At 37.8% G+C, this 23,456-nt stretch carries 25 protein-coding genes; 23 read left to right on the top strand and 2 right to left on the bottom strand.

Features of this window, described 5'->3' with window-relative positions; all coding sequences use genetic code 11:
- Positions 1-164: 164 nt before the first annotated feature.
- Both EPA86_RS04535 and EPA86_RS04530 read right to left on the bottom strand, forming a co-directional pair.
- Positions 165-1,187, bottom strand: coding sequence for a GGDEF domain-containing protein (locus EPA86_RS04535; RefSeq protein ID WP_140602225.1), 1,023 nt, complete (start codon positions 1,185-1,187; stop codon positions 165-167).
- Positions 1,188-1,189: 2 nt separating this feature from the next.
- The gene (locus EPA86_RS04530) at positions 1,190-2,341 is read right to left on the bottom strand and encodes an HD-GYP domain-containing protein (protein WP_140602224.1); all 1,152 of its coding nucleotides are present in this window, start codon (positions 2,339-2,341) and stop codon (positions 1,190-1,192) included.
- Between the two features lie 271 nt (positions 2,342-2,612).
- Here EPA86_RS04530 and EPA86_RS04525 point away from each other — a divergent pair, with 271 nt between their 5' ends.
- From EPA86_RS04525 to EPA86_RS04415, 23 genes are all read left to right on the top strand, one after another.
- Complete coding sequence (locus EPA86_RS04525) at positions 2,613-3,239, top strand: tetratricopeptide repeat protein (RefSeq protein ID WP_140602223.1); 627 nt, start codon at positions 2,613-2,615, stop codon at positions 3,237-3,239.
- A gap of 85 nt (positions 3,240-3,324) precedes the next feature.
- The gene (gene rnr, locus EPA86_RS04520) at positions 3,325-5,727 is read left to right on the top strand and encodes a ribonuclease R (protein ID WP_140602222.1); all 2,403 of its coding nucleotides are present in this window, start codon (positions 3,325-3,327) and stop codon (positions 5,725-5,727) included.
- A gap of 60 nt (positions 5,728-5,787) precedes the next feature.
- Positions 5,788-6,543 carry a 23S rRNA (guanosine(2251)-2'-O)-methyltransferase RlmB gene (rlmB, locus tag EPA86_RS04515; protein WP_140602221.1) on the top strand — a complete coding sequence of 252 codons (756 nt, stop codon included), beginning with the start codon at positions 5,788-5,790 and terminating at the stop codon, positions 6,541-6,543.
- 92 nt (positions 6,544-6,635) lie between these two features.
- Positions 6,636-7,874, top strand: a complete 1,239-nt coding sequence (locus EPA86_RS04510) for a DUF945 family protein (protein ID WP_140602220.1) — start codon at positions 6,636-6,638, stop codon at positions 7,872-7,874.
- Positions 7,875-8,022: 148 nt separating this feature from the next.
- Positions 8,023-8,430 (top strand): 30S ribosomal protein S6, encoded by a 408-nt coding sequence (gene rpsF / locus EPA86_RS04505; RefSeq protein ID WP_140602219.1) that lies wholly within the window; start codon positions 8,023-8,025, stop codon positions 8,428-8,430.
- A 35-nt stretch (positions 8,431-8,465) separates the two neighbouring features.
- Positions 8,466-8,783: a primosomal replication protein N gene (gene priB / locus EPA86_RS04500; RefSeq protein WP_246058255.1), complete on the top strand. Its 318-nt coding sequence runs from the start codon at positions 8,466-8,468 to the stop codon at positions 8,781-8,783.
- A gap of 44 nt (positions 8,784-8,827) precedes the next feature.
- Positions 8,828-9,055 (top strand): 30S ribosomal protein S18, encoded by a 228-nt coding sequence (gene rpsR / locus EPA86_RS04495; protein WP_011041278.1) that lies wholly within the window; start codon positions 8,828-8,830, stop codon positions 9,053-9,055.
- Between the two features lie 18 nt (positions 9,056-9,073).
- Positions 9,074-9,526 carry a 50S ribosomal protein L9 gene (gene rplI, locus EPA86_RS04490; protein ID WP_140602218.1) on the top strand — a complete coding sequence of 151 codons (453 nt, stop codon included), beginning with the start codon at positions 9,074-9,076 and terminating at the stop codon, positions 9,524-9,526.
- Between the two features lie 284 nt (positions 9,527-9,810).
- Positions 9,811-10,764 carry an MSHA biogenesis protein MshI gene (locus EPA86_RS04485; RefSeq protein ID WP_140602217.1) on the top strand — a complete coding sequence of 318 codons (954 nt, stop codon included), beginning with the start codon at positions 9,811-9,813 and terminating at the stop codon, positions 10,762-10,764.
- On the top strand, positions 10,754-11,359 hold the full coding sequence (locus EPA86_RS04480; protein ID WP_140602216.1) for a PilN domain-containing protein: 606 nt from the start codon (positions 10,754-10,756) through the stop codon (positions 11,357-11,359). Before EPA86_RS04485 ends, EPA86_RS04480 begins: the two co-directional genes overlap by 11 nt.
- A complete protein-coding gene (locus EPA86_RS04475; RefSeq protein ID WP_140602215.1) occupies positions 11,356-12,060 on the top strand; it encodes a hypothetical protein in 705 nt (234 codons plus the stop codon). Before EPA86_RS04480 ends, EPA86_RS04475 begins: the two co-directional genes overlap by 4 nt.
- On the top strand, positions 12,053-12,373 hold the full coding sequence (locus EPA86_RS04470) for a hypothetical protein (protein WP_140602214.1): 321 nt from the start codon (positions 12,053-12,055) through the stop codon (positions 12,371-12,373). Before EPA86_RS04475 ends, EPA86_RS04470 begins: the two co-directional genes overlap by 8 nt.
- A gap of 15 nt (positions 12,374-12,388) precedes the next feature.
- Complete coding sequence (gene mshL / locus EPA86_RS04465; RefSeq protein WP_140602213.1) at positions 12,389-14,110, top strand: pilus (MSHA type) biogenesis protein MshL; 1,722 nt, start codon at positions 12,389-12,391, stop codon at positions 14,108-14,110.
- A 56-nt stretch (positions 14,111-14,166) separates the two neighbouring features.
- Positions 14,167-15,069: an ExeA family protein gene (locus tag EPA86_RS04460; protein WP_140602212.1), complete on the top strand. Its 903-nt coding sequence runs from the start codon at positions 14,167-14,169 to the stop codon at positions 15,067-15,069.
- Positions 15,066-16,238 (top strand): tetratricopeptide repeat protein, encoded by a 1,173-nt coding sequence (locus tag EPA86_RS04455; protein ID WP_140602211.1) that lies wholly within the window; start codon positions 15,066-15,068, stop codon positions 16,236-16,238. The genes EPA86_RS04460 and EPA86_RS04455 overlap by 4 nt, the downstream gene beginning before the upstream one ends.
- A gap of 26 nt (positions 16,239-16,264) precedes the next feature.
- Positions 16,265-17,977 (top strand): GspE/PulE family protein, encoded by a 1,713-nt coding sequence (locus tag EPA86_RS04450; RefSeq protein ID WP_140602210.1) that lies wholly within the window; start codon positions 16,265-16,267, stop codon positions 17,975-17,977.
- 18 nt (positions 17,978-17,995) lie between these two features.
- Positions 17,996-19,231, top strand: a complete 1,236-nt coding sequence (locus EPA86_RS04445; RefSeq protein ID WP_140602209.1) for a type II secretion system F family protein — start codon at positions 17,996-17,998, stop codon at positions 19,229-19,231.
- A gap of 28 nt (positions 19,232-19,259) precedes the next feature.
- Positions 19,260-19,751, top strand: a complete 492-nt coding sequence (locus tag EPA86_RS04440; protein ID WP_140602208.1) for a hypothetical protein — start codon at positions 19,260-19,262, stop codon at positions 19,749-19,751.
- Between the two features lie 214 nt (positions 19,752-19,965).
- Positions 19,966-20,646, top strand: a complete 681-nt coding sequence (locus tag EPA86_RS04435) for a type II secretion system protein (RefSeq protein ID WP_140602207.1) — start codon at positions 19,966-19,968, stop codon at positions 20,644-20,646.
- Positions 20,647-20,716: 70 nt separating this feature from the next.
- Entirely contained in the window at positions 20,717-21,259 is a 543-nt protein-coding gene (locus EPA86_RS18425; RefSeq protein ID WP_281284857.1) for a prepilin-type N-terminal cleavage/methylation domain-containing protein, read from the top strand.
- Positions 21,260-21,361: 102 nt separating this feature from the next.
- Entirely contained in the window at positions 21,362-21,865 is a 504-nt protein-coding gene (locus EPA86_RS18420; RefSeq protein WP_140602206.1) for a type II secretion system protein, read from the top strand.
- Positions 21,855-22,436, top strand: coding sequence for a prepilin-type N-terminal cleavage/methylation domain-containing protein (locus EPA86_RS04420; RefSeq protein WP_140602205.1), 582 nt, complete (start codon positions 21,855-21,857; stop codon positions 22,434-22,436). The genes EPA86_RS18420 and EPA86_RS04420 overlap by 11 nt, the downstream gene beginning before the upstream one ends.
- Positions 22,436-23,323, top strand: a complete 888-nt coding sequence (locus tag EPA86_RS04415; RefSeq protein WP_140602204.1) for a PilW family protein — start codon at positions 22,436-22,438, stop codon at positions 23,321-23,323. The genes EPA86_RS04420 and EPA86_RS04415 overlap by 1 nt, the downstream gene beginning before the upstream one ends.
- Positions 23,324-23,456 lie beyond the last annotated feature (133 nt).

The raw sequence follows: 23,456 nt of genomic DNA, 5'->3' as shown, positions 1-23,456 counted from the left end.
CGTCATGAAAAATTGACGACAATTTGATAACAGTAAAAAACTGGACTTTTAGGCAATAGCTTGCAGTAAACTAAAAACCTGTTCATCTTAATAAAAAGCTATATTGACTGTTGTGGGTATGGCTTTTCTTTGTTTTTAATAATCTGTTATTAGGCAAGTTTGTGCTAACTCACGGGAACTTTCTTTTGCAGATATAATTGCTGATCGGCTTGTTTTAGTAATTCGCTCATGGTTTTTTTACCATCGCTAACTGCTGCACCACAGCTAATAGTTACCGCAAGTGTTTTATCATGGTAGGGCATGGGGTTAGTCTGAAAATATGCCATTAATCGCTTAGCAACTTCTAATGCTTGCTGGTAACCTTGCCCTGCAAGTGTTACCACAAATTCATCGCCGGCATAACGAAAACACTTGTCATTTTCGCGAATCAAATGCTCAATGGTTTGGGCAACATAACTCAGTACGTCATCGCCACAATCGTGTCCATAAGTATCATTGATTTGTTTGAATTTATTGCAATCAATAAACAGTACTGAAAACGGGATGTTATATCGCTGCTGACGCATTAACTCTTCATTAATAGTGACCTCCATTAATCGTCTATTAGCAACGCCTGTTAATCTATCGTAATTGGCCATGTATTCGAGTTGCTCTCGAATGAGTACGTTAGATAAACATAAACTTATTTTAACTGCCAATTGCTCTAGATGAAATGTACCAAGCTGAGGATTAAACCTGTCTTTCTTTTGGTCAGCTAAGAATAAGCTTGCGAACAGCTTTCCTTCTAATATTAAGGGGATTAGTGCCGCAGAACCCGTTTGTGCTAATAATGACTCGGGGAGAATATGGTCAAGTTGCTTAATATTATTAATGAGTAGGGGCTTTTGAGCGTGTTGGTGTAACGAGTTAAGGCTCTTATCATCGATATTAAAACAATTTTCTTTATGCCAATGGGAAGTCAGGTTGTCTGTTAAAAGGTATGCAATGGGTGTAGGTTGAACAATTAATAACGCAATATCAGATAATGAGAACTTGTCTCTAATGAGGGTTAAAAGTCTCTGTAAAAGCTCATTACTGGTATGGCAAGCTAATATTTCAGTTTCAATATCAAAAAGCTTTTGTGCAATAACTTCATTAGTTCTCGAGTTTGCTAATAACTGTTGCAGTTGTTCAGCAGAATTATCCATAACTAACCATCCATAAGTAGCATTTCAATAATTTTATTCATATCTAGATTAAATTCTTCAGCTCGAACCCCTTTGACTATCGCATCGTCGCTGTTATTTAAGTCTATTTCTTGTGTGTTTAAAAAGTGATTAAGTTTTACGCTATAGAAAGAATGTACTTTAGGACTTGTAGGGCAGGTATCATTGCGCTCTTTTACTACCGCGAGCTTTTTTGATTCTAGTTGCACTAAGGTACCCACTGGGAATACACCAACACAACGAATAAAATGATCTACTAAGCTGGCATCTAAATGGTTGTTTTGTCCTAATTCACGCAGAATGGCAAAAGCTTTGTTGTGTGGGAAGCCCTTCTTGTACACACGTGTAGCTGTTAAGGCGTCGAAAATATCACAAATAGCGATCATGCGACCATATTTACTTATTTTATCGCCAGGCACATTAAACGGATAGCCGCTGCCATCGAGCTTTTCATGATGTAATGCCGCTATTTCTAATGCGAGCTTACTGATACCGGGAGTTTTTTTGATAATATCAATAGAGTGATTGGCGTGAGTTTTCATCACGGTAAACTCTTCATCCGTTAATTTCCCAGGTTTATTGAGTATTTCGTCTGGAATTTTAATTTTGCCGATATCATGTAAAAAAGCGCCAATGGCTAGTTGTTCAATGATTTTTCGGTTGAGCTTTAAGTAACGACCAAAAAGGGTGATGTATACGGAGACCGCTACGGAGTGCTCAAGTAAATATTCATCTTTTTCACGAATATTTACCATGCAAGCCAAAGAGTCAGGGTTTTCGAAAACTGCTTCAATTGACTTATTTGTTATGTCTACTACAGGGTCTAGTTCAATAGTACTACCGGTGAGAGCATCAGAAAAAAGTTGCTTTTGAATGTTTTTAGATTCATCAAAGATGACTTTCGCTTCTTTTATTTGTTCAGTAAATTTAACTTCGGGGCTTTCAGTTGCAGGAGTAGTAATTGTCTTACTTTCGTCAATAATAACAGAGTAAACTTTTTTGCTTTTTAAATTATTAATGACCGCTAGACTTTTTATATGGCCAGGAGATGTCAGAGAGAATTGCCCTTCTTGTTTGGCAATTTTAACCACGTAGTGGCCAACAGCGATCTCAGTAATTTTCTTTTCTGTCAGCATTCAACTACGCCATTATGTAAAGTTAACTTAAGAAGATATGATCTCTTATAAAATTATATTAGCTATTATTTTACTAAGGTACAATATAATTGAGTACAAACAGGGATGTATATTCAATTTTTAACTGGCTTAATTTATGCTTAATAATATTTCATCACAAAATTAAATATTGGCTGTTATGGGCCGATATAAAAGTATTGTTTTTAATGTTTCTTACTTATTTGTGTTTATTGTTTTGAAATAGGCACAGTAATCTATTGGATTGTTTAATATGCGACTTTTTTTAGTTTTCTTTTTAAGCCTTTGTTTTTCCTTATCTGCTCAGGCTTTTCAAAGTAACCTGCAAGCAGTTCAAATTTATACTGATGATCAACTATTAGATTTAATTAAAGAAAATAAGCACTTAAGTCAAGTTGTTCTTGATGAATGTCAGTTAGTTCAAGATATTGAAGCGCGTGCTAATAAAGCGAGTATGCCTTCATATCAATTTTTATGGGGCGATATGCTGGCATATGGCGTTTGTGTAAAAAAAGATATTCAGCTCGGCCTACACTATATGCACCTTGCCGCAGATCAGGGATTGGCAGAAGGCCTTGAACAGTTAGGGCGTTATTATCATGTCGGTAAATTTATGCAAGTAGACATAGATAAGGCAATTGTTTACCTCAAAACGGCAGCATCGTTAAACAACCTTGCCGCTCAAATTCGCTTAGCAAAGATATATCAACAAGGTTATGGTAGTCCGTTAGATTATCCAGCGCTTTATTCTCAGTTACATCACTCTGTTACAGACGATAAAAAAATGCATAAAGAAATTAGCCGATTACTAGAGGATTTGGCAACAAAAATGCCTGAAAAAGTGGTCACTGCAGCAAAAAGAACTGATTACACCAATTAATTATTTCAATCGCTTACACGATAATTGCTCAATTGGTTGTGATATACTTACCCCAGATTATCTATATCACTGATCAAATATTATTGTGACCTTAAATGACCCTCATGCTCAGCGTGAAGCTAAAAAATACCAGAAACCTATCGCCAGTAGAGAATTACTTCTCTCGCTAATAGAAAAGTCTTCACCGCCACCTACCTTTACCACCTTAGCTAAGCTTTTGAAATATAAAGACGATGAACAGCTAATTGGCTTAAAGCGTCGTTTAAGGGCAATGGAAAATGCTGGTCAGTTAGTTTTTAATAAATTTAAGCAATATGCTATTCCGGCTAAGAACAGTTTAATTACCGGTAAAATTATCGGGCACCGAGATGGCTTTGGTTTTTTTACGCCTGATGATGAAAATTTAGCAGATAAGCGTGGTAAAGATTTTTATGTTTCTTCCCATGAAATGCAGCGTGTTTTTCATGGTGATATTGTGCAAGCGATATTAGTGGATAGAACGGATCGTAAAGGCCGAAAAGAAGTTAAAATTATTGATGTTATTGAGGGGAGAAAAGCACCGATTGTTGGGCGCTTTTATGTCGATCATCATATTTGTATTGTAGTCCCAGAAGACAGTAAAATTAAACAAGAAATCTTGATTGACCCTAAAGCTAAGTTAGGGGCAAGGCATGGGCAAATGGTTGTGGTAGAGCTTATTCAACGGCCCACGAAACGTTCTAATGCTATAGGTAAAGTGATTGAAGTATTGGGTGATCATTTAGCACCGGGCATGGAAATTGAAATAGCGCTACGAGCTCATGATTTACCTCATCAGTTTTCACATCAAATTCAAGCTGAATTGGCTACCATTAGCGATGAGGTCATAGAAAACGATAAATTGCTGCGTAAAGATTTGCGTGATCTACCTTTAGTTACCATTGACGGTGAAGATGCCCGAGATTTTGATGATGCCGTTTATTGTCAGCCTAAGAAATCTGGAGGCTGGCGTTTATGGGTCGCTATTGCTGATGTCAGCCATTATGTAAAACATGGCAGTGCGCTTGATGAGGAAGCGATTTCACGCGGAAACTCAGTGTATTTTCCTAGCCAAGTTATTCCTATGCTGCCAGAAAAGCTGTCTAATGGTTTATGTTCGTTAAACCCTGACGTCGACAGACTTTGTATGGTGTGCGAAATGACGGTGAGTGCCGCAGGTAAGTTATCTGGTAGTCAATTCTACCCTGCTGTGATGCGCTCACACGCTCGATTTACCTATACCAAAGTGGCTGCTATCCTTGACGGTGATGAAGCTTTAATTGAGCAATATCAGCCACGAGTGGATGATTTAAAAAACCTCGAGCAAATGTATTTAGCTTTGAGTGATGCAAGAGCAAAGCGCGGGGCAATCGCCTTTGAAACACAAGAGTCTATCTTTATATTTAATGATGACAAAAAGATTGAACGTATTGAGCCATTAATTCGTAATGACGCTCATAAAATTATTGAAGAGTGTATGATTTTAGCCAATGTGGCGACGGCTAAGTTCATTGAAAAGCACAACAAGGCAGGTTTGTTTCGTGTACATGACAAACCTAGCGAAGATAAATACAATAACTTTATCAGTTATTTAACAGAGTTAGGTATTTTCCTTCCGCCAAAAGAAGAGCCTGAACCACAAGATTATTGCGATATTCTAGGACAAGTGGCTAATCGTCCTGATCAAGAATTAATCCAAACCATGTTATTACGCTCAATGCGTCAGGCGGTCTATCAAAGTGATAATTTAGGCCACTTTGGTTTAGCCTTATCATCATACAGCCACTTTACTTCTCCTATTAGACGATATCCTGATTTAGTTGTTCATCGGGTGATTAAAGCCATTTTGCAGCAACAGCATAAAGATGATGAGCTGGTTAAAAAAGCGACGGCTGGTGCCTACGATTATCAATTGCCAGAAGTCATTGAGCTGGGCGAGCATTGTTCAATGACAGAAAGACGGGCTGATGAAGCAACACGTGATGTCTCTGACTGGCTTAAGTGTGAGTTTATGCAAGATCACGTTGGTGATACCTTTACAGGGGTTATCTCAACGGTAACTAATTTTGGTATGTTTGTCCGCTTACAGGATCTCCATATTGAAGGCTTAGTTCATATTACTTCGCTCGGTAGAGATTTTTATCATTATGATGATGTGCGTATGTGTCTTACAGGTGAAAATACCGGAGTGAAATACCGTGTAGGCGACGTTGTAACTGTACAAGTTGCTGCGGTAAACCTCGATGAGAAGAAAATAGACCTCTCCTTAGGTAATAAAATAAGCAGCGCTAAGCGAGTGAGCCATTCAAAGGCGAGCAAAGGTAAAAAATCTAGCAAAAAAGCCTCAGCAACATTTGTTAAAGATAAGCCTAAAAAAACGAAAGTAAAAAAAGAAAAGAGCAAGGCAAAGAAAAGAACAGCTCGTAAAAAACGTCCAGGTAAGAATGCTCGAAAACAAGCAAAACAATAATTGCTTGTCAGTAAATGAATAATATCAGTCGATAGCCTTGTGCTATCACAGGAAAGAAACATGGCAAAGAATGAAGAAATAGTTTTTGGTATTCATGCAATCAATGCATTAATTAACAGCGCACCAGAACGTTTTATTGAACTGTGGTTGTTAAAAGGGCGTGAAGATGAGCGGTTATTACCTATTATCAATTTGGCTAGAAAATATGGCATTTCTGCTCAAATGGTACAGCGAAAAGTGCTCGATGATAAATGCAAAGGTGAGCAACACCAAGGTGTAGTCGCGCGAGTAAAACCAGGGAAAGTACTGTCTGAAAATGATTTAGATGACATTATTTCGCTTGCTGAAAAACAAAATAAGTCACCTTTCCTTCTTATTCTTGATGGCGTTACTGACCCACACAATTTAGGTGCCTGCCTAAGAAATGCAGATGCTGCGGGAGTTCAAGCGATTATTGTACCCAAAGATAATGCTGCGAAAATTACTGGTACGGTAAGAAAAGTTGCTGTAGGTGCTGCTGAAACAGTCCCTTTAGTACAAGTAACAAACTTAGCCCGAACGATGAAGCATATACAGAAAATGGGGGTTTGGATTGTCGGTACCGCAGGAGAAACAGATACCTGTCTTTATGACGTTAAGCTTTCAGGCCCTATTGCATTAGTAATGGGAGCTGAAGGCAAAGGGATGCGCCGATTAACGCGTGAAAACTGTGATCAACTGGTTAAATTACCTATGGCAGGTAGTGTTTCAAGTTTAAATGTTTCAGTAGCCACGGGTATTTGTTTATTTGAAATGGTGCGACAAAGAGCACTTTAATCTGTTTAGCATTGACTAAATTTATTACCAACTCAGTTACTGAAAGTTGTCAGTAACTGACTAATGGATCAACCTACAAGGAAAGGACTCCAATGAAAAAACTCTTTATTACTTTAATCGTAGTGGTTGCACTATGTTTAGTTTTGCCAAAAATATTTGGTGGCATAATAAAAGCTGAATACCATAATACGCTTAGCCAACTTAACCAGCACCCGGCAATAAAGGCTAAAATTAATGCTTTCACTATAGATTGGTTTAGTGGCCGAGCGACTAGTGAAATTACTTTCCTTATAGCCGATGATGACATTGAAGAAATTTCTATCATTATTGAAGATACACTGGATTTTGGCCCTATTATTTTAGCAGATGAAAAACTGCAATTTGCCATGAGCTATGTGAAATCATCAGTTAAATTAAATACCGATGTTGGTGAGTTTAATCAGCGAGTGACTAATTTCATCGATAAAAATGTTCAACTGACCAGCTTATTCACTTTTAGTAAAGATGTCATATCAAAACTTGAAGTGGCAAGTATTAATGAAACCATTGACGGAGAGAGTATTCATTCTAAACCTGCTTATGGTGAATTTACCTTATCAGATATGCGAGATTTTGACGGCGTATTTAACTGGGGTGGTATGACGATAAGTAAAGAAAATACTCGAGTTAAATTAGGAGCTGTTTCATTAGAATCTAGTCAACAAGCAATAAATGGTAATTATTTTCAAGGAAATACCTTGTCTACAGGTTACTTCAAGTTAATGGTTGAAAGTATGACTGTTGATGAAGGAGGTCAAGAAGCACTATTAACCATGAATGGGTTATCAATGAATGCCGATTCCACTGTTAATGACAATTTGATGGAAGTCGGTGTGAATTATCGTATTGATGAGCTTACTTCAGCAGGGGAAGTGTTTAGCAATGCCGATTTTGATTTGAAAGTAATACGTTTGGATGTAGATACAATGCAAGAGGCGAATGATATTTTTGCCAATTTAACTAATGATATTGACCAGCTTTCTTCTCAAGATAACATGGTAAAGTTCTCAGAGTTAGCACAAAAGTTAATTGCTAAAGAGCCAAAGCTAATTGTTGAAAACTTAAGTGTTGATACCTCAGAAGGAAAAGTTAAATCTGATCTTGTTGTGAGTATCGATAAAGAAGTCTTTGATGCTAAAAATATCATGAGTATTATGGCCGCCATCAGCGCTAAGGCAAACGGTTCTTCACCTGAGGCCTTATTATCAAAATATGGCTTGGACGCACTGGTTAATCATTATATCGAGCAAGGATTATTGGTTAGGGAGAAAGCTGATTACAGTAAACCATGATAAAAGGCGCTTATTTTTTATTCTTGTTATTATTAAAGCTTTTCTCTATAATACGCCTCCTTAATTCAGCCCGAACTTTTTGTTCCTTGCCTCTACACTGGTGTTGGCTGAGCCAGATTTTGAGGCTACAACCCATAAGGAGCTCGTAATGCGTCATTACGAAATCGTATTTATGGTTCACCCTGATCAGAGTGAACAAGTGTCTGGTATGATCCAGCGCTACACAGACTTGATCAATGCTGCTGAAGGCAAAATCCACCGTCTAGAAGACTGGGGTCGTCGTCAATTAGCATACCCAATCAATAAACTACACAAAGCACACTATGTTCTTATGAACATTGAAGCGCCACAATCAGTTATTGATGAATTAGAAACTTCTTTCCGTTATAACGATGTTGTTATTCGTAACATGATCATGCGCACTAAAGACGCGGTAACTGAAGCATCACCTATGGCTGCTGCTAAAGATGACCGTCGCGAAGCTAAGAAAGAGGTTGCTGCTGAGCCAGCTAAAGCTGAAGAAGTTACTTCTGAAGAAGCTGCTAGCGAAGAATAAGCACCCAGTGATTTTTCTTGATTAGAGTGAATGCAATGCAAGAAGCTCTACCAGAGAATAGCCTGATGTTGACAGGTATTGTTGTGAAAACACCAAAACAGTCAACAAGCCCAGCGGGTATTAGTCATAGCCAGTTTTCCATAGACCATAAGTCTATACAAAACGAAGCTGGCATGAATAGACAAGCATTTGTCAGAATACAAGTTGTAGCCACAGGTGAATTATCACACTTAACTCGTGAATTAGTTGCTGGTTGTCATGTAAAGGTGATGGGATTTATAAACCGTCATGAATCTAGAAATGGAAATCCACTTTTAGTGTTACATGCTCAGCAAATTGAAATGATTAATTAAGGTTTGACTAACATTTGTTAGTTAAATCAAATGAGGAGAACTCCATGTCTCGTTTTTTTAGACGTCGTAAGTTTTGCCGTTTCACAGCGGAAGGCGCAACATCTATCGATTATAAAGATATTGCTACTTTAAAAAACTATATCACTGAAAGTGGTAAAATCGTTCCTAGCCGTATCACTGGTACAGCTGCAAAATATCAACGCCAATTAACTCGTGCAATTAAACGCGCTCGTTACTTGTCATTGTTACCATACACCGACTTACACAAGTAAGCTAATAAGGGGTTTATAATGGAAGTAATTCTTCTAGACAAAATCGCCAAATTAGGCGGCCTTGGTGACAAGGTAACTGTTAAATCAGGTTATGCACGTAACTACTTATTACCAAAGGGTAAAGCAGTTTTTGCATCTCAAGCAAATGTTGAGCACTTTGAAGCACGTCGTGCTGAACTTGAAGCTCAATTAGCTGAAGTTTTAGCTGCTGCAGAAGCTCGCGCTGCTAAATTAACTGAATTAGCAGAAGTTACAATCGCATCAAAAGCTGGTGACGAAGGTAAGCTATTTGGTTCTATTGGTACTCGTGACATCGCTGATGCGATCACTGAAGCTGGCGTTGAAGTTGCCAAGTCTGAAGTACGTTTACCATTAGGTGCTATCCGTGAAACAGGTGAATTCGATATCGTTATTCACTTACACAATGATGTTGATACTAGCATCAAAGTGGCAGTTATCGCTGAAGCATAATCATTAATCAGTATTGTACTGATTAAGCTATAAAACGCTGTTTAGTTATTTAAAATAACGACAGCGTTTTTTTTCGTCCATAATTAGCATAAAGCATTTTAAAAAATATTAATTCAGGTTAATGCCTTTTATGAAAAGCGCAGCACTTTCAACTTTAAAATCAAATACCAACAGTAATACTTTTATTAAGTGAAAAAGCTTGCACCTGAGTCACATTAAAGGATAATGTTAATTAAGTGTTTCTTTTTGATACTTCTTTTAGATAAATAAAATAATACTAATACATGTCAATATTTACGCGGATAACGAATTTATTCTCCAAAAAACATGCCACTCAACGTGTTGGTATTGCGTTGCGACAAAATACCCTTTCTGTATGTTCAACACCCAAGCAAGATGATGAAACGGTTGTAGGCGAAGTTGTCTTTAAAGAGCAAACCATTATTGATAATGATAACTGCGCTGCCATCGAGGCAATTCAACAACAGTGTTATTTAACTGGACAAGTGTACTTAGTGTTAAATGAACAACAGTCGCAAGTTGTTCAGGTCGATAAACCCAACCTTTCTGAAGCAGAAATATTAGGTGCATTAAAGTGGCAAATAAAAGACTTAGTGACCATACCGCCTGATAATATGGTATTAGATTACTATGATGCTCCAATGATGATGGCTGGCAAAGAAAAAATTAATGTAGTCTGTGCCCCATTAGCTGAATTAAAAAAATTGGTGCAAACTGTGCATCAACATGAACTAAATATAGAGAGAATCACCACGCAAGAATTTGCTTTCGCCAATCTAGTGCCGATTAAAAATGAAGCTGTGTTACTTGTTTGTCAGCAACCAGATGAAGAAATAGTTATTATCATTGTTAAGCAAGGAAAACTCTATTTTAACCGTCGGTTACGTGGGTTTGCACAGTTGGCGAGTAAAACGGAGGAAGAACTTAGCTTTGGTGTGGTAGATAGCTTAAGTCTCGAAATTCAACGATCGACAGATTATTTTGAGCGCCAATTAAAACAAGCACCAATAAAAGAAATTCAAGTACTACTACCAATAAAGTTGGAAGGCTTCTTTGCGCGTAAATTGTCTGAGAATACCAATGTTCCTGTTACTTTGTTACCTCTGCCTAGCCCATATCACGAGCAAAGAGAGTTTGCTGTAGCCTTAGGCGCAAGTTTGCATAGGTCTGATGACGACCAAACGGAAGCTTCTTCGGAGGTACAAGATGCAGGGTAAACATTCGATTAATTTATTGCAGGCGGAATTATTGCCTGAAAAAGTTTTACTGACACTGCCTCGAGTTGTCATGTTATGGGGTGCACTGTTACTGGCTATGGTTATATGGGCCTTTGTAACTCATAGCTCAAATAAACAATTAAAATCAACTTATAGTGTTTTACAAAAGCAAAGTAATAAGCAAAGTCAGCAAGTTAACACTTTAGAAAAAAAGATAGCAAATCGAGCGCCTGATAAACAATTACAAGATAAACTGGCAACCTTAAACTTATTGATGCGACATAAACAAGGTTTGCATGGAAAGCTAACTGATACCAAGCGGACTTTTGTTGTTGGTTTTGCTAAGGCGATGCAAGAGTTATCACAAATGCATCACCCTGATATTCGTTTAACACAAATCAATATTAACTTAGATGATATGACTTTTTCAGGTTTAGCTAAGAAACCTGAAGCGGTACCTGCTTGGTTGGCAGGGTTTGAGGACTCAGTATTATTATCAGGAAAATCATTTGTTCAGTTTGAACTGACTCGAAATGAAGCGAATATGACTGAATTTACTGTGAGTTCAAAATATGCTGCGGAGGATTCAAAATGAAGCAGCAATGGCAATTATTAACAGAAAAATATTTACAGTTAACCAGCAGGGAACAGTACCTCATTTTGTTAACTGGTGTGGTGGCGGTTTGCTTCACTATTTTCTATTTGTTTATTGATGTGAAGTCCCTTGAAAACGATAAATTGAATAAACAAATATCGCAGCTCAAATCGACCAATAAAACCCAAGCTATTACCATAAAAGAGTATCAAGCTGCGCTAAAAGTTGATCCAAATACTGTCATTAAAAATAAAATTGCTCACATCGAAGATAAAATGGCGAAAGTTGATAAGCAACTATTAGCCTTAACTTCTGAATTGATTGATCCTATTCAAATGCGTCATGCGTTGTTGAAATTACTTAAGTTAGAACCTAATGTTTCATTGTTATCATTTGAATTAATTGGTGCTGTACCATTAATTACTCCACAAACTAATCAAGATGGTGAAACAGAAAATCAAAGTGATGTTATAGAGCCTTTAGTACTAGAAGAAGCAGGATTAAATCTTTATCGACATGGCATTAAAATTAAACTTTCAGGAAGTTATTTTGATCTGATGGCCTACTTACAAAAGCTAGAGCAATTGTCATGGACATTCTTTTGGCAACAATTTGATTTTACTTTGAAAGAGTATCCAGTAAATGAAGTCGAAATTGAAATTTATAGCCTAGGAACCAAGGAGGACTTCGTTGGTGTATAAGTTATTTATTATCATCATTTCATTAGTTTTTTCCTTAACACTTTGGGCAGCTAATATTGATCCAACCAAGCCTTTTGGCCAAGGTTCGTCGCAGTCTTTGGTAAAAGATGAGAGCAAACTAGTGTTAGAGTCAATTGTCCATGGTGAAGGTATTCATACCGCAGTTGTAAACGGTAAAGTATTAAGAGTAAATCAATCAATCGGAGAATATCGTCTGATTGCAGTAAATGATGATAGTGTTGTATTACGCAGTGAAACTGAGCGCCTTAAATTGTATGTTCATAAAGCATCCGTGTTAAAAAACAACAAGTAGGTTTGGCAGGTAGCAATGATAGAAAAAATGATTCCTATGAAAAAAATTCCATTACCCCTAATTGTCTCAAGCTTGCTTATAGCATTAGCTGGTTGTCAGTCAGTGCCATCACAGCCCACAGATTTTAAAGAAGGTCTGTCTGAGGCGATTGAAGATACAAAGGCGGTCAATGCGCCTAAACCGTTAACCCAGGTACCAAATTCTGTTCAGCAAGAAGTCATGCAGCAAAGCATGTCGAAAGCTAAGCAAGGGTTATTATCTGAAAAAAGACTGCAAGTAGCGGCAACAGCTGTCGAAGCAAAAGATTTTTTTAATGCCATTGTAGAAGGCTCAGCTTACAGTATAGCTATTCATCCTGATGTATCTGGACAAATTTCCCTAAATCTAACTGACGTTACTTTATCTGAAACGTTAAATGTTATTGAAGAAATTTATGGTTATGAAATTCATCAAAGCAATAACATTATTAAAGTTTATCCTTCGGGAATGCGTAGTGAAACTATTGCTCTGAACTACTTATTTTTAAAACGCTTTGGTACCTCGAGTACAAGTATTAATTCAGGTGGTGTCTCTGAAAACGATCCAAACTCTGGTGGAAATAGTAATAACAATAATAACAGCAGTGGCAATGGCAGTAATAACAACCGAAACAGTAATAACAATAACTCGAATAGCCAAACTTCTTCCAGCGGGATTAACATTTACACTGAAAATGAATCTGATTTTTGGCTTGAGTTAAAAGAAACCCTAACGGCTTTTGTTGGTACAGAAGGAGGTCGTTCAGTTATTGTTTCCCCACAAGCAGGCCTAGTGACTGTCCGTGGTATGCCTGATGAAATAAGTGCAGTGAAAAAGTTTATCACTGATACTGAAACCCATTTACATCGCCAAGTTATTATTGAAGCGAAAATAATGGAAGTGACCCTTAATGATGATTATCAACAAGGTGTTCACTGGGAGGAAGTTTTAGGTAGTCTAGGTGATACTAACTTCACTTTCCAAACTAATGGAAATATTTCAGGCAATGTTATTTCATCGGCTATTGGTGGAGCAACTAGCTTGAGTTTTTCTGGTCCAGACTTTAGTGGCGTTATAGATCTTTTGCAAACTCAGGGTAACGTACAAGTGCTCTCTAGTCCGAGAATTACTGCTACGAATAATCAAAAAGCAGTGATTAAAGTGGGTGAAGATGAGTATTTCGTGACCGAAGTCTCCAGCACAACGACAACTGGCACGGCAACAACAACTACACCAGAAGTCACACTAACACCATTTTTCTCAGGTATAGCGCTTGATGTCACTCCTCAAATAGATAAAGACGGTGATGTAGTGCTTCATGTTCACCCATCAGTTACCTTAACTGATGAGCAAAACAAGAGTATTCAGCTTGGAAGTGAAGAGCTTATTTTACCTCTAGCGCAAAGTAGTGTGCGTGAGTCAGATACTATTATTAGAGCTAAGTCAGGTGAAATTGTTGTTATTGGTGGCTTAATTGAAACTTACACTATAGATAAAGAGTCAAAAACACCGTTGTTGGGCGATATACCGATTGTTGGTGAGCTTTTTAAAAGTAAAAGTGAAACAACACAGAAGAGAGAGTTAGTGATTCTACTGAAACCTGTCGTTGTTGGTGCAGATACGTGGCAAAATCAATTACAAGATGCTCGTCAATTGCTAGATCAATGGTTTCCTGAAGAAAGTCACTTCAACGACGATAGTAATAACAACCAAGAGTAATCAGAGTATTTATAGTTAGCGATATTGATGAAAAGGTGAGGGTATAGCTTAACAATATGTATTTGTACCACTTTGGTTTGCAAGAGCTTCCCTTTACGCTGACCCCCAATACTAACTTTTTTCTAGGGCTTTCACCTCATAACGAAGCCCTAGCTGTTTTAATGACGGCTTTAAAAACTGGCGAAGGCTTTATTAAAGTAGTTGGTGAAGTCGGCACTGGTAAAACGTTATTGTGTCGAAAATTGCTAAATGAAATTCCTGAACACTTTGTTACGGCGTATATTCCTAACCCGTATTTAAACCCAAATGAGTTAAGACGTGCAGTTGCCGTTGAGCTGGGTGTTAAACAGGCGCAACGTATGTCTGTGCAGCTATTAACACAGCGTATACAAGATAAGCTACTTGAATTGCACCAAAAAGGTCACTCGGTTGTATTGATTCTAGATGAAGCACAAGCTTTACCTGAAGAAAGTTTAGAGGCGTTAAGGTTGTTTACTAACTTAGAAACAGAGACGCGTAAATTATTGCAAGTGGTATTATTTGCACAACCTGAATTAGATGAACGTTTAGGCCAGAGTGAGTTTAGACAATTACGCCAACGTATTACTTTTTCTTATCAATTGCGTGCAATGAATGAAGAAGAAGTTCAGCATTACATTCAGCATAGAATGAAGGTAGCGGGATATAAAGGTGCTGAGCTTTTTTCAAAAGCTGTTATTAAAAAAATTACCAAAGTGAGTAACGGCATTCCAAGATTGGTCAACATTTTATGCCATAAAATGCTTATGCTCGCTTATGGGCAAGGGCAATATCAAATGACGAAAAAACATTTACAAGCAGCCATAGAAGATACCGAGGGGGTTAGTTATAAGCCCCTGAGTTTGACTTATTTAGCCGTAGTCATGATAGTTCTGACAAGCTTAGTCAGCGTAATTTATTGGTCTGGAGTCTCTTTATGAGTGTTATAAATCAAATGTTAAAGGACCTAGAAGAGAGAGCTCCTGAGCAAAATCAGCAAGGTGTTGTGCCAGCACCAGCTGTAGTGAAATCATCACCGATAAAACCTATTGCAATCATAGTTACAGTAGTCGTTATTATAAATATTGTCGGCCTGTATGTTTGGCATTTGCTGCAAGAAAATAAGGCATTAAAATCTCAACAAACAATTCAGATGGCAAATGTAGAGCCTAGGACAAATGAGGCATTAAAACAGAGATCATCAGCTGAAGAAGACTCAATTCTACTAGCACAGCAAAAAAGCGAAACTAAAGCACCAGCAGATGTTGATAAGCCTTCAAAGCTTGTCAAACGAAAAGCAATGCCTGAAGAAAAGAAGGTGGCGTCTAAAGATACTGTACAAGTTAAAAGACAAAATATTGGTACAGAGCAAGTAAAGTTTAATTCTGAATCAGTTAAAGAAAGCAATTCAACAAAAGAGCCTGCTATTGTTGAGCCTATTAAGGAAGAAAATAAATCAATAGCTAATATTCCAACACCAGCGCAGCAAGTGCAGCAAAAGAAACAAACTGCAAGTATGTCTGTTTCAAGAAGACAATTAACCGCCGATGAACTGGTTTCGCAAAAATTGCAGCAAGCTGATGAAATGTTAGCAACAAGAAATGTTGCCAAAGCAGAGCAGTTACTTGAAGACGTACTTATTATTCAACCAGAGCACATTGAAGCAAGAAAAAAACTTGCGGCATTGTGGTATGGAAGAAAAGCTTATAACAAAGCGAGCAATTTACTGTCGCAAGGGGTGGCTTTAGCGCCGAATGATAGTGAATTACGTCAAATGAAAGCGCAAATATATGTTAAACAGAATAAATTTCGTTTAGCCTATAATATATTAGAGCCCCTAGCGAATGTTAAGGAAGAGGAGTATCAAGTCTTGTTAGCCAGTGTAGCGCAAGAGACTGCTCATTTTACCATGGCTATACAAAGCTACCAGCAATTGATTGATATGCAGCCCGCTGTAGGTCGTTGGTATCTTGGACAAGCAATTGTTTATGATAAAAATAGCCAATTCGATTTAGCTGGAAAAGCATATAGGCTAGCATTAGCTAAAGGTGATTTGACCAATGCTTCGGCTCAATTTGCGCAGCAAAGATTAATTGCCCTAGGGCAATAAAAAACGGCAAAGTTTAGGAGAGAAAAATGGCGGCCCCCAAATTAAAAATGCGGTTAGGTGATTTATTGGTACATGAGCATATCATTACCAATGAACAACTAATGCAGGCCTTAAATAGTCAAAAGACGTCTGGCCGTAAGTTGGGTGATACGCTTATTGAATTAGGTTATTTATCAGAAAAACAATTACTTCAGTTTTTAGCCCAACAGCTTAATGTACCTTTCTTAGATATTAGCCAACGCCAAATACCTACCTCTATCGCTAACTTACTTCCAGAAGTGCATGCTCGTCGTTTAAGGGCGCTTATTATTGAAGATAAAGGCGATTCTGTTCTGCTTGGTATGAGCGATCCCGCTGATTTAAGTGGCTTAGACCAACTCGAGAATATGCTTGCTCCTAAACGCATTGAACTTGCGGTTGTTATGGAGTCGCAGCTTTATGATGCATTTGATAGCTTGTATCGCCGTACTGCAGACATTGAATCATTTGCTTCTCAATTAGAAGAAGAGTACCAGGAAACTTCAGATTTTGACTTGTCGACCTCTTTTGTTGATGAAACAGGCGATGCTACGGTAGGCAAACTATTACAATCAGTATTTGAGGATGCTGTGCAAATGCGAGCATCAGATATTCATATTGAGCCTGATGAAAGCCAGTTACGTATTAGGCAACGTATTGATGGGGTATTACAAGAAAATATCCTTAAAGAAAATAAGATTGCTGCGGCTATGGTGCTTCGCTTAAAGCTCATGGCAGGTCTGGATATCTCTGAGAAACGTATTCCACAAGATGGTCGTTTTAATATTCAAATCAGTGGTCACAGTATTGATGTTCGTATATCAACAATGCCAGTTCAGTATGGTGAGTCTGTTGTTATGCGACTGCTTGATCAGTCAGCTGGTTTATTATCTTTTGATCAAACGGGTATGCCTGAGGATTTAATTAAGCGCGTTCGTCATCAAATCACCCGCCCTCATGGCATGGTGTTAGTTACAGGGCCAACCGGTAGTGGTAAGACAACGACATTATATGCGGCATTAAGTGAATTAAATGAAGCAAGTAAGAAGATTATTACAGTTGAAGATCCTGTGGAATATCGTTTGCCACGAGTGAACCAAGTACAAGTAAACCCTAAAATTGACTTAACATTTTCAAGCGTATTACGTACAGCATTACGACAAGATCCCGATATTATGATGGTAGGTGAGATGCGTGATCAGGAGACTGTTGAAATTGGTCTTCGAGGCGCATTAACAGGTCATTTAGTGTTATCAACCCTGCATACCAATGATGCCATCACCAGTGCCTTACGTTTAATTGATATGGGGGCCGCTGGGTTTTTAGTGGGGAGCTCTTTACGAGCAATTATTGCACAGCGATTAGTGCGTCGAGTATGTGATAATTGCACGCAAGAATATGTTCCCGATGCGCAAGAACTACTATGGTTAACTAACCTAGCCGGAGAGCAAGCAAAGCAAGCTAAATTCTCTCACGGTTCTGGCTGTCAATCATGTCAATACACTGGTTATAGAGGCCGTATTGGTGTTTTTGAACTACTAGAAATGAATGAAGGTATGATGGCCGCATTAAAAAGAGATGATAGCGAGGCATTTACTGAATTATCAAAAGCAAACCCTAGTTTTACTCCTTTAGCTAAAGCAGCGTTTGACTACGCAGTTCAAGGCATCACTTCCGTTGAAGAAGTGCTAAGACTTGTTGAAACGGTCGACGTAAGCTAACAAGGTTAATTTTGCAATATGGCATTATATAATTATACAGGTCGAAATATTAGTGGCGGTCAAATAAAGGGCAAGCTTGAAGCGGTTAGCTCGACGGCAGCGGCTGAGCAATTATTTAGACAGAATATAACGCCAACTTCAATTAATGAAGCGAAGCAAGAGTCTGAAGCTAGCTTAGCCAGTGTTGATGTAAAAGAACTTTTTGGTTTTGACAGTGTATCATTAGACGAAATGATTATTTTCTGTCGTCAAATGTATGCCTTAATGCGTTCAGGTGTGCCAATATTACGAGCGATAAATGGCATGGCTGAATCAAGTAATTCAGCGAGCTTACAAAAGGCTTTACTTGATATTGGCAAGCAACTTGAAGGTGGTTACACCTTATCTTCTGCACTAAATCAGCACACCAATATTTTTAGTTCTTTGTTTATTTCATTGATACATGTTGGTGAAAATACAGGTCAACTTGATCAGTCCTTTTTTAAGTTAACGACGTATCTAGAGCGAGAGCAAGCAACAAAAAAGCGCATTAAAACAGCACTGCGTTACCCAACAATGGTCATCATAGCACTGTCCGCTGCGCTAGTTATTTTAAATATTTGGGTTATCCCTACTTTTGCTAGTATGTTTTCAAAACTCGGTGCTGATTTACCCTGGGCGACTAAATTTATAATCGCTAGCTCAAACTTTTTTATCAATTATTGGCCTTACATGTTATTCGGAGTAATCGCGGTAATAGTTGCGCTAAGGCAATCGTTAAAAACGAAACACGGCCGATATGTTTGGGATAGGCGAAAAATTAAAATACCTATTATTGGCAGCATCATTGAACGCTCAATACTTGCACGCTTCTCTCATAGTTTTGGTATTGTATTAACGGCTGGTGTTCCAATGACATCAGGGCTTAACTTAGTGGCTGACGCAGTAGATAATAGCTTTATGAAAGAAAAAATTGTCGCCATGCGTGTTGCTATTGAAAGTGGTGAAAGTTTATTGCGTGCCGCTATTGCCAGTACATTGTTTACCCCTTTGGTATTACAAATGATCGCTGTAGGTGAAGAGACAGGTCGAGTCGATGATTTACTTAAAGAAGTCGGTGATTATTATGAAAGAGAGGTAGATTACGATTTAAGTACATTGACGGCCAGAATAGAGCCATTGTTACTTATTGTTGTTGCAGCTATGGTATTAGTGTTAGCGCTAGGTATATTTACACCTATGTGGGATATGGCCTCGGCAATGCAAGGTAAGTAATTTGAATAAATTACTGTAGGTAAAAGCCATGATAGATAAAGTTGAAAAGCGAGAAAAATCATTGGCTGAATTTATTCTTATTGTGGTGTTGTTGGCGCTTTTAATGAAAGTGTTTATTAGTTACTTTTTCGAACATCAAGAGCAAATAACAGCAACAGGTTTTACTAGCTTAGCACAAAGTTTTAATGGCACAGTTGTTGCGGTGCATGCACAATGGTTAATGGAGAAAAAACCAAATGTTGTCGCACTTGGGCAATTAAATAATTCAGAAAAACAGCTTGTTCAGGTAAACAGCCATGGTTGGTTAGATACTTATAAAAATGACTTTGCATGTGAAGAGATTTGGCGAGTAGCAATGGCGGTACCAATGTCATTGATGAAGTTATCGATAGCAGCGATCGAACTTAAACGGTCAGAAAATAACTTTCATCATTGCCGATTTATTTTATCAAGTGGGCATTTTTTTGACTATATCAGTGATACAGGGAAAGTGACAGCGGTGAGTAAAATAAATAAATAGTGAAATAAAACTCAGAGAAGCAAGTTCTAACTAAATCGTTAGCCGCAAAAAAATACGCTACACTGAGACTATAAGATTGAAAATGTTGTTTGTCGTAATTACTTGGTAGTAATTTGTTCTTAAAGAGGTTTCTGTTAATTAAATAAGTGACTTATTTAATTAAACGTTGTTACAATGGTGTTAACGATCGAATATCAAGGCTTGTGAGGCTCATATGAATAAAGTGTTTTCTCAACATAGTGTGAAAAAATTAAATAAACAGCGTGGTTTTACCTTAATCGAATTAGTGATTGTTGTTGTCATTTTAGGCTTTCTCGCAGTTACGGCTATTCCTAAATTTTTAGATTTAACGGATCAAGCTAAACAAGCCAATATTGAAGGTATGGCCGGTGGCTTTGCAACAGGTGTTTCTTTAGTTAGAGCACAATGGGAAGCAGAAGGTCGACCAACGGCTGCTAATGTGAATCGTGTTGATTATGAAGGTAGTTTTTTTGCATTAACAACTCCACCAACACCTAATACAAAAAGTATACGTCCTGGTTATCCCGTCGGGCTTGTTAATGGAAACGCAAGTACAGCAGACATGACAAATGCTCGTTGTATTGAATTGTGGCAGGGAGTTTTTGCACAGCCACCGAGTGTTTCATCTGCGGTAGCTGATTTGAATAATCCAGCATTAAGTATAGATTACTTAGCAGATACAACTAACGTTGAATTAACTGATTCTGCTGGTGTGGTGCAGAGTTTTACCGGCTGCGTGTTCTACTTGAAAGAATCTTTAGATAAAAATGCAGCAGGAAGCTTTGTAACCCCTGGAGGCAGTACTGCTGTTGGCAATAATTTCACTTACAATGCGGCAAATAGTGAAGTGGTAGTTTACGTTAATACGCCATAAGTACTTGACGTTAAAGACTATTTTATAGATAGTATTTTTTAATGATTTTTAAAGATGTATAGGGCTTAAAATGAAGTATTCAATGAAAAATAAAGCACAACAAGGTTTTACGTTAATAGAATTAGTAGTGGTAATTGTTATCCTTGGTATTTTAGCGGTTACAGCGGCGCCAAAATTTATTAATTTACAAGATGATGCACAAACAGCAACTATGCAAGGTGTTGAAGCTGCATTATCTAGCGCTTCAGCATTAGTACATAGTAAATCGTTAATTGCCGGAAATGATGACTTATCATTTTCAGGTGGTGATGCTAATGCAACGGTAGTCGTTGATGGCGCAGGTAATACAGTTCAGTTAGAGTATGGTTATCCTGACGATACTGAAGCCGAGTGGAATAAAATTGTAGATTTAAACAGCAATGATTTCACTTTTGATGTAGCTTCAGTTGCTAATACTGTAATCATTCATCCAGCTAATAAAATTCCAGCTGATCTAACTGGAGGCTTACCTGCTAATGATGTACCTTCAGCAGATGTTAACTGTATTGCATATTACACTATGCCTATTGCAGCAAATACTGAACCTACCATTAGTCACATACCATGTATCTAATGTAGCTTATTTTCAAAAAGGAGAGCTTCGGCTCTCCTTTTTTGCTTTAACTGCCTTATTTTGTTAAAAATATAACTTTGTTTATGCTGTATAATTAAGTACATGAAATCTCAATCTGGTTTTACCTTAGTTGAACTTGTGACCGTTATTATCTTGCTAGGGATATTAGCGGTTAATGTGCTACCTAAATTTGATGGCACTAATGCTTATGAAGCGCATAGTCATAGGGCGCAGTTAATTTCAGCGCTACGCTTAACACAGCAGCGTGCCATGCAGCAAACTCGTCAAGATATAGCCTCGGGTAATAATTATTGCCACCATTTAATTATTGAAAATACTCGTTACGGTGTGCCAAATCGTAATGATTGTGATGATATTACCCTTGATGGTGATTGGCATGAAGACAAAGATATCACGGGGCATGTAGTTAATAGCCGATATAATATTACTTTTAGTGTGTCATTTGTCGGAAATGCCGTAATCGCTTTTGATTGGTTAGGTCGGCCTCTTGGTGGCTGCGGTAATGGTTGTACAATTGACGTAGCCAGTGGTGTGGAAACACTGTCGATACAAATAGAACCTGAGGGCTATATTCATGGCCTGTAATAAAAACAAGCTTCTTTCGCAACAGGTTAAACCAAAAAACCGAGGGTTTACTTTAATAGAAATCATTTTATCCATTGTGGTATTAGCGATTTCACTCTCTATTATTTCTACCTTAATAGCGCCAACTGAAGAGCAAAGTGCCGATGCTATTTTGCAAATTAAAGCAGCAGAGCTAGCACAAAGTTTAATGAATGATATTAATAGTCGGGCATATGATAATCGCTCTGATATGGCTGGTGGTAGACATCGCTGTGGAGAAGTGGATCAACCTGCATGCTCTATAGCGCTAGGCCCTGATAATGGTGTTGATGGTCGAGATAATGATGGCGAAGACCCTAATGATGTAAATACCTTTGATGATGTTGATGACTTTGACGGTTTTACCTTAAAAGTAAACGCGATAAATGCAGGTTTAGATTCTGGTTATACCAGTTTTGATCTTAATGTTTCAGTTGAATACGCCGGCGGGGATTTAGGTTTAGCGGCGATAAATGCCAAAAAAATAACCGTAGTAGTAACTACTCCTTTAGGGACTGATATTGAGTTTGCTAGCCATAAGGCGAACTTTTGATGAAAAAATCAGTTCAATCTTTTATGCATAAACATAGGCCTTTATTTAAGCAAAGCGCAGGCTTTACTCTAATGGAACTTATTATTGTTATTATCCTACTTGGGGTAATGGCAGTGGGTATTACAGGTTTTATAAAGTTAACCACTCAAACTTACTTAAATGTAAGTGAACGAGATGAGTTGATTTCAAGTGCGCGCTTTGTTGTTGAAAGGCTTAATCGAGAATTACGAAATGCAGTACCTAATAGTATACGACAAATTAATACTGTCACTGAGCAATGCTTGGAGTTCACTCCTATAGTAGCAAGTACGGTATATACTGATATTCCTGTAAGCCCACAAAATAGTGATACATTAGAGGTCATCCCATTTATTGATATTGATGGTAATGATTATGTCTGTGCTAATTGCAACGACTCCATAGCGGTATACCCAACGAATGTCTTGGGGCAAGATATTTATAATAGCAATAACAACAAACGCTTCTCACTTGATAGTTACACTTTGCCAATAGCGCCCTCTCAGGTGGCAACTTTGACATTAGATAGTGCAGAAAGTTTTGCTGCGCATTCACCCACAAGCCGTGCTTATATTATTAATTCTCCAATTTCCTATTGTGTCATTTTAACTGGTGGCGAGGCTAAAATAGAGCGCTTTAGTAACTATTATTTGCTGCAAAATCAGCTAGGTTCAAATGATTTACTAGCCTTGGGTGCTAGTAGGAGCTTAATGGCTGAAAGTCTTGCTTACACTCAAGGAGAGCTACCATTTACTGTAGTGAATGCCACTTTACAACGTAATGCGGTTATTCAAATTAAGCTCATTTTTACCCGTGAGGGAGAGCGTGTCGTGTTTGATAATGCAGTACATATTAATAATGTTCCATAGCAATCATATGTAGTTCTAAGTTAGAAATATTGCTAAGTCAGACAGATAGCGTTACCTTTTAATAAATAACAGATTTTTGTTCTTATAGAATAAAGTGAATTAACAGTATATTACGGAGCCAGGTAGTAGAGCT

Source organism: Litorilituus lipolyticus (genome assembly GCF_006439335.1).
Taxonomy (GTDB): Bacteria; Pseudomonadota; Gammaproteobacteria; order Enterobacterales; family Alteromonadaceae; genus Colwellia; species Colwellia lipolytica.
The sequence above is the reverse complement of the archived record's forward strand: the minus strand, read 5'-3'. Positions and strand labels throughout refer to the sequence as shown.

Bases quoted from the DNA above. Each gene is read 5' to 3' on its own strand.
- rpsF (WP_140602219.1), top strand. From the start codon at position 8,023: ATGCGTCATTACGAAATCGTATTTATGGTTCACCCTGATCAGAGTGAA.
- EPA86_RS04435 (WP_140602207.1), top strand. From the start codon at position 19,966: ATGAATAAAGTGTTTTCTCAACATAGTGTGAAAAAATTAAATAAACAG.
- EPA86_RS04450 (WP_140602210.1), top strand. From the start codon at position 16,265: ATGGCGGCCCCCAAATTAAAAATGCGGTTAGGTGATTTATTGGTACAT.
- EPA86_RS04535 (WP_140602225.1), bottom strand. From the start codon at position 1,187: ATGGATAATTCTGCTGAACAACTGCAACAGTTATTAGCAAACTCGAGA.
- EPA86_RS04510 (WP_140602220.1), top strand. From the start codon at position 6,636: ATGAAAAAACTCTTTATTACTTTAATCGTAGTGGTTGCACTATGTTTA.
- EPA86_RS04530 (WP_140602224.1), bottom strand. From the start codon at position 2,341: ATGCTGACAGAAAAGAAAATTACTGAGATCGCTGTTGGCCACTACGTG.
- rlmB (WP_140602221.1), top strand. From the start codon at position 5,788: ATGGCAAAGAATGAAGAAATAGTTTTTGGTATTCATGCAATCAATGCA.
- mshL (WP_140602213.1), top strand. From the start codon at position 12,389: ATGATAGAAAAAATGATTCCTATGAAAAAAATTCCATTACCCCTAATT.
- EPA86_RS04485 (WP_140602217.1), top strand. From the start codon at position 9,811: ATGTCAATATTTACGCGGATAACGAATTTATTCTCCAAAAAACATGCC.
- EPA86_RS04420 (WP_140602205.1), top strand. From the start codon at position 21,855: ATGGCCTGTAATAAAAACAAGCTTCTTTCGCAACAGGTTAAACCAAAA.
- EPA86_RS04440 (WP_140602208.1), top strand. From the start codon at position 19,260: ATGATAGATAAAGTTGAAAAGCGAGAAAAATCATTGGCTGAATTTATT.
- rplI (WP_140602218.1), top strand. From the start codon at position 9,074: ATGGAAGTAATTCTTCTAGACAAAATCGCCAAATTAGGCGGCCTTGGT.
- EPA86_RS04480 (WP_140602216.1), top strand. From the start codon at position 10,754: ATGCAGGGTAAACATTCGATTAATTTATTGCAGGCGGAATTATTGCCT.
- EPA86_RS04460 (WP_140602212.1), top strand. From the start codon at position 14,167: ATGTATTTGTACCACTTTGGTTTGCAAGAGCTTCCCTTTACGCTGACC.
- EPA86_RS04415 (WP_140602204.1), top strand. From the start codon at position 22,436: ATGAAAAAATCAGTTCAATCTTTTATGCATAAACATAGGCCTTTATTT.
- EPA86_RS04475 (WP_140602215.1), top strand. From the start codon at position 11,356: ATGAAGCAGCAATGGCAATTATTAACAGAAAAATATTTACAGTTAACC.
- priB (WP_246058255.1), top strand. From the start codon at position 8,466: ATGCAAGAAGCTCTACCAGAGAATAGCCTGATGTTGACAGGTATTGTT.
- EPA86_RS04455 (WP_140602211.1), top strand. From the start codon at position 15,066: ATGAGTGTTATAAATCAAATGTTAAAGGACCTAGAAGAGAGAGCTCCT.
- EPA86_RS04525 (WP_140602223.1), top strand. From the start codon at position 2,613: ATGCGACTTTTTTTAGTTTTCTTTTTAAGCCTTTGTTTTTCCTTATCT.
- EPA86_RS18420 (WP_140602206.1), top strand. From the start codon at position 21,362: ATGAAATCTCAATCTGGTTTTACCTTAGTTGAACTTGTGACCGTTATT.
- rpsR (WP_011041278.1), top strand. From the start codon at position 8,828: ATGTCTCGTTTTTTTAGACGTCGTAAGTTTTGCCGTTTCACAGCGGAA.
- EPA86_RS04445 (WP_140602209.1), top strand. From the start codon at position 17,996: ATGGCATTATATAATTATACAGGTCGAAATATTAGTGGCGGTCAAATA.
- EPA86_RS18425 (WP_281284857.1), top strand. From the start codon at position 20,717: ATGAAGTATTCAATGAAAAATAAAGCACAACAAGGTTTTACGTTAATA.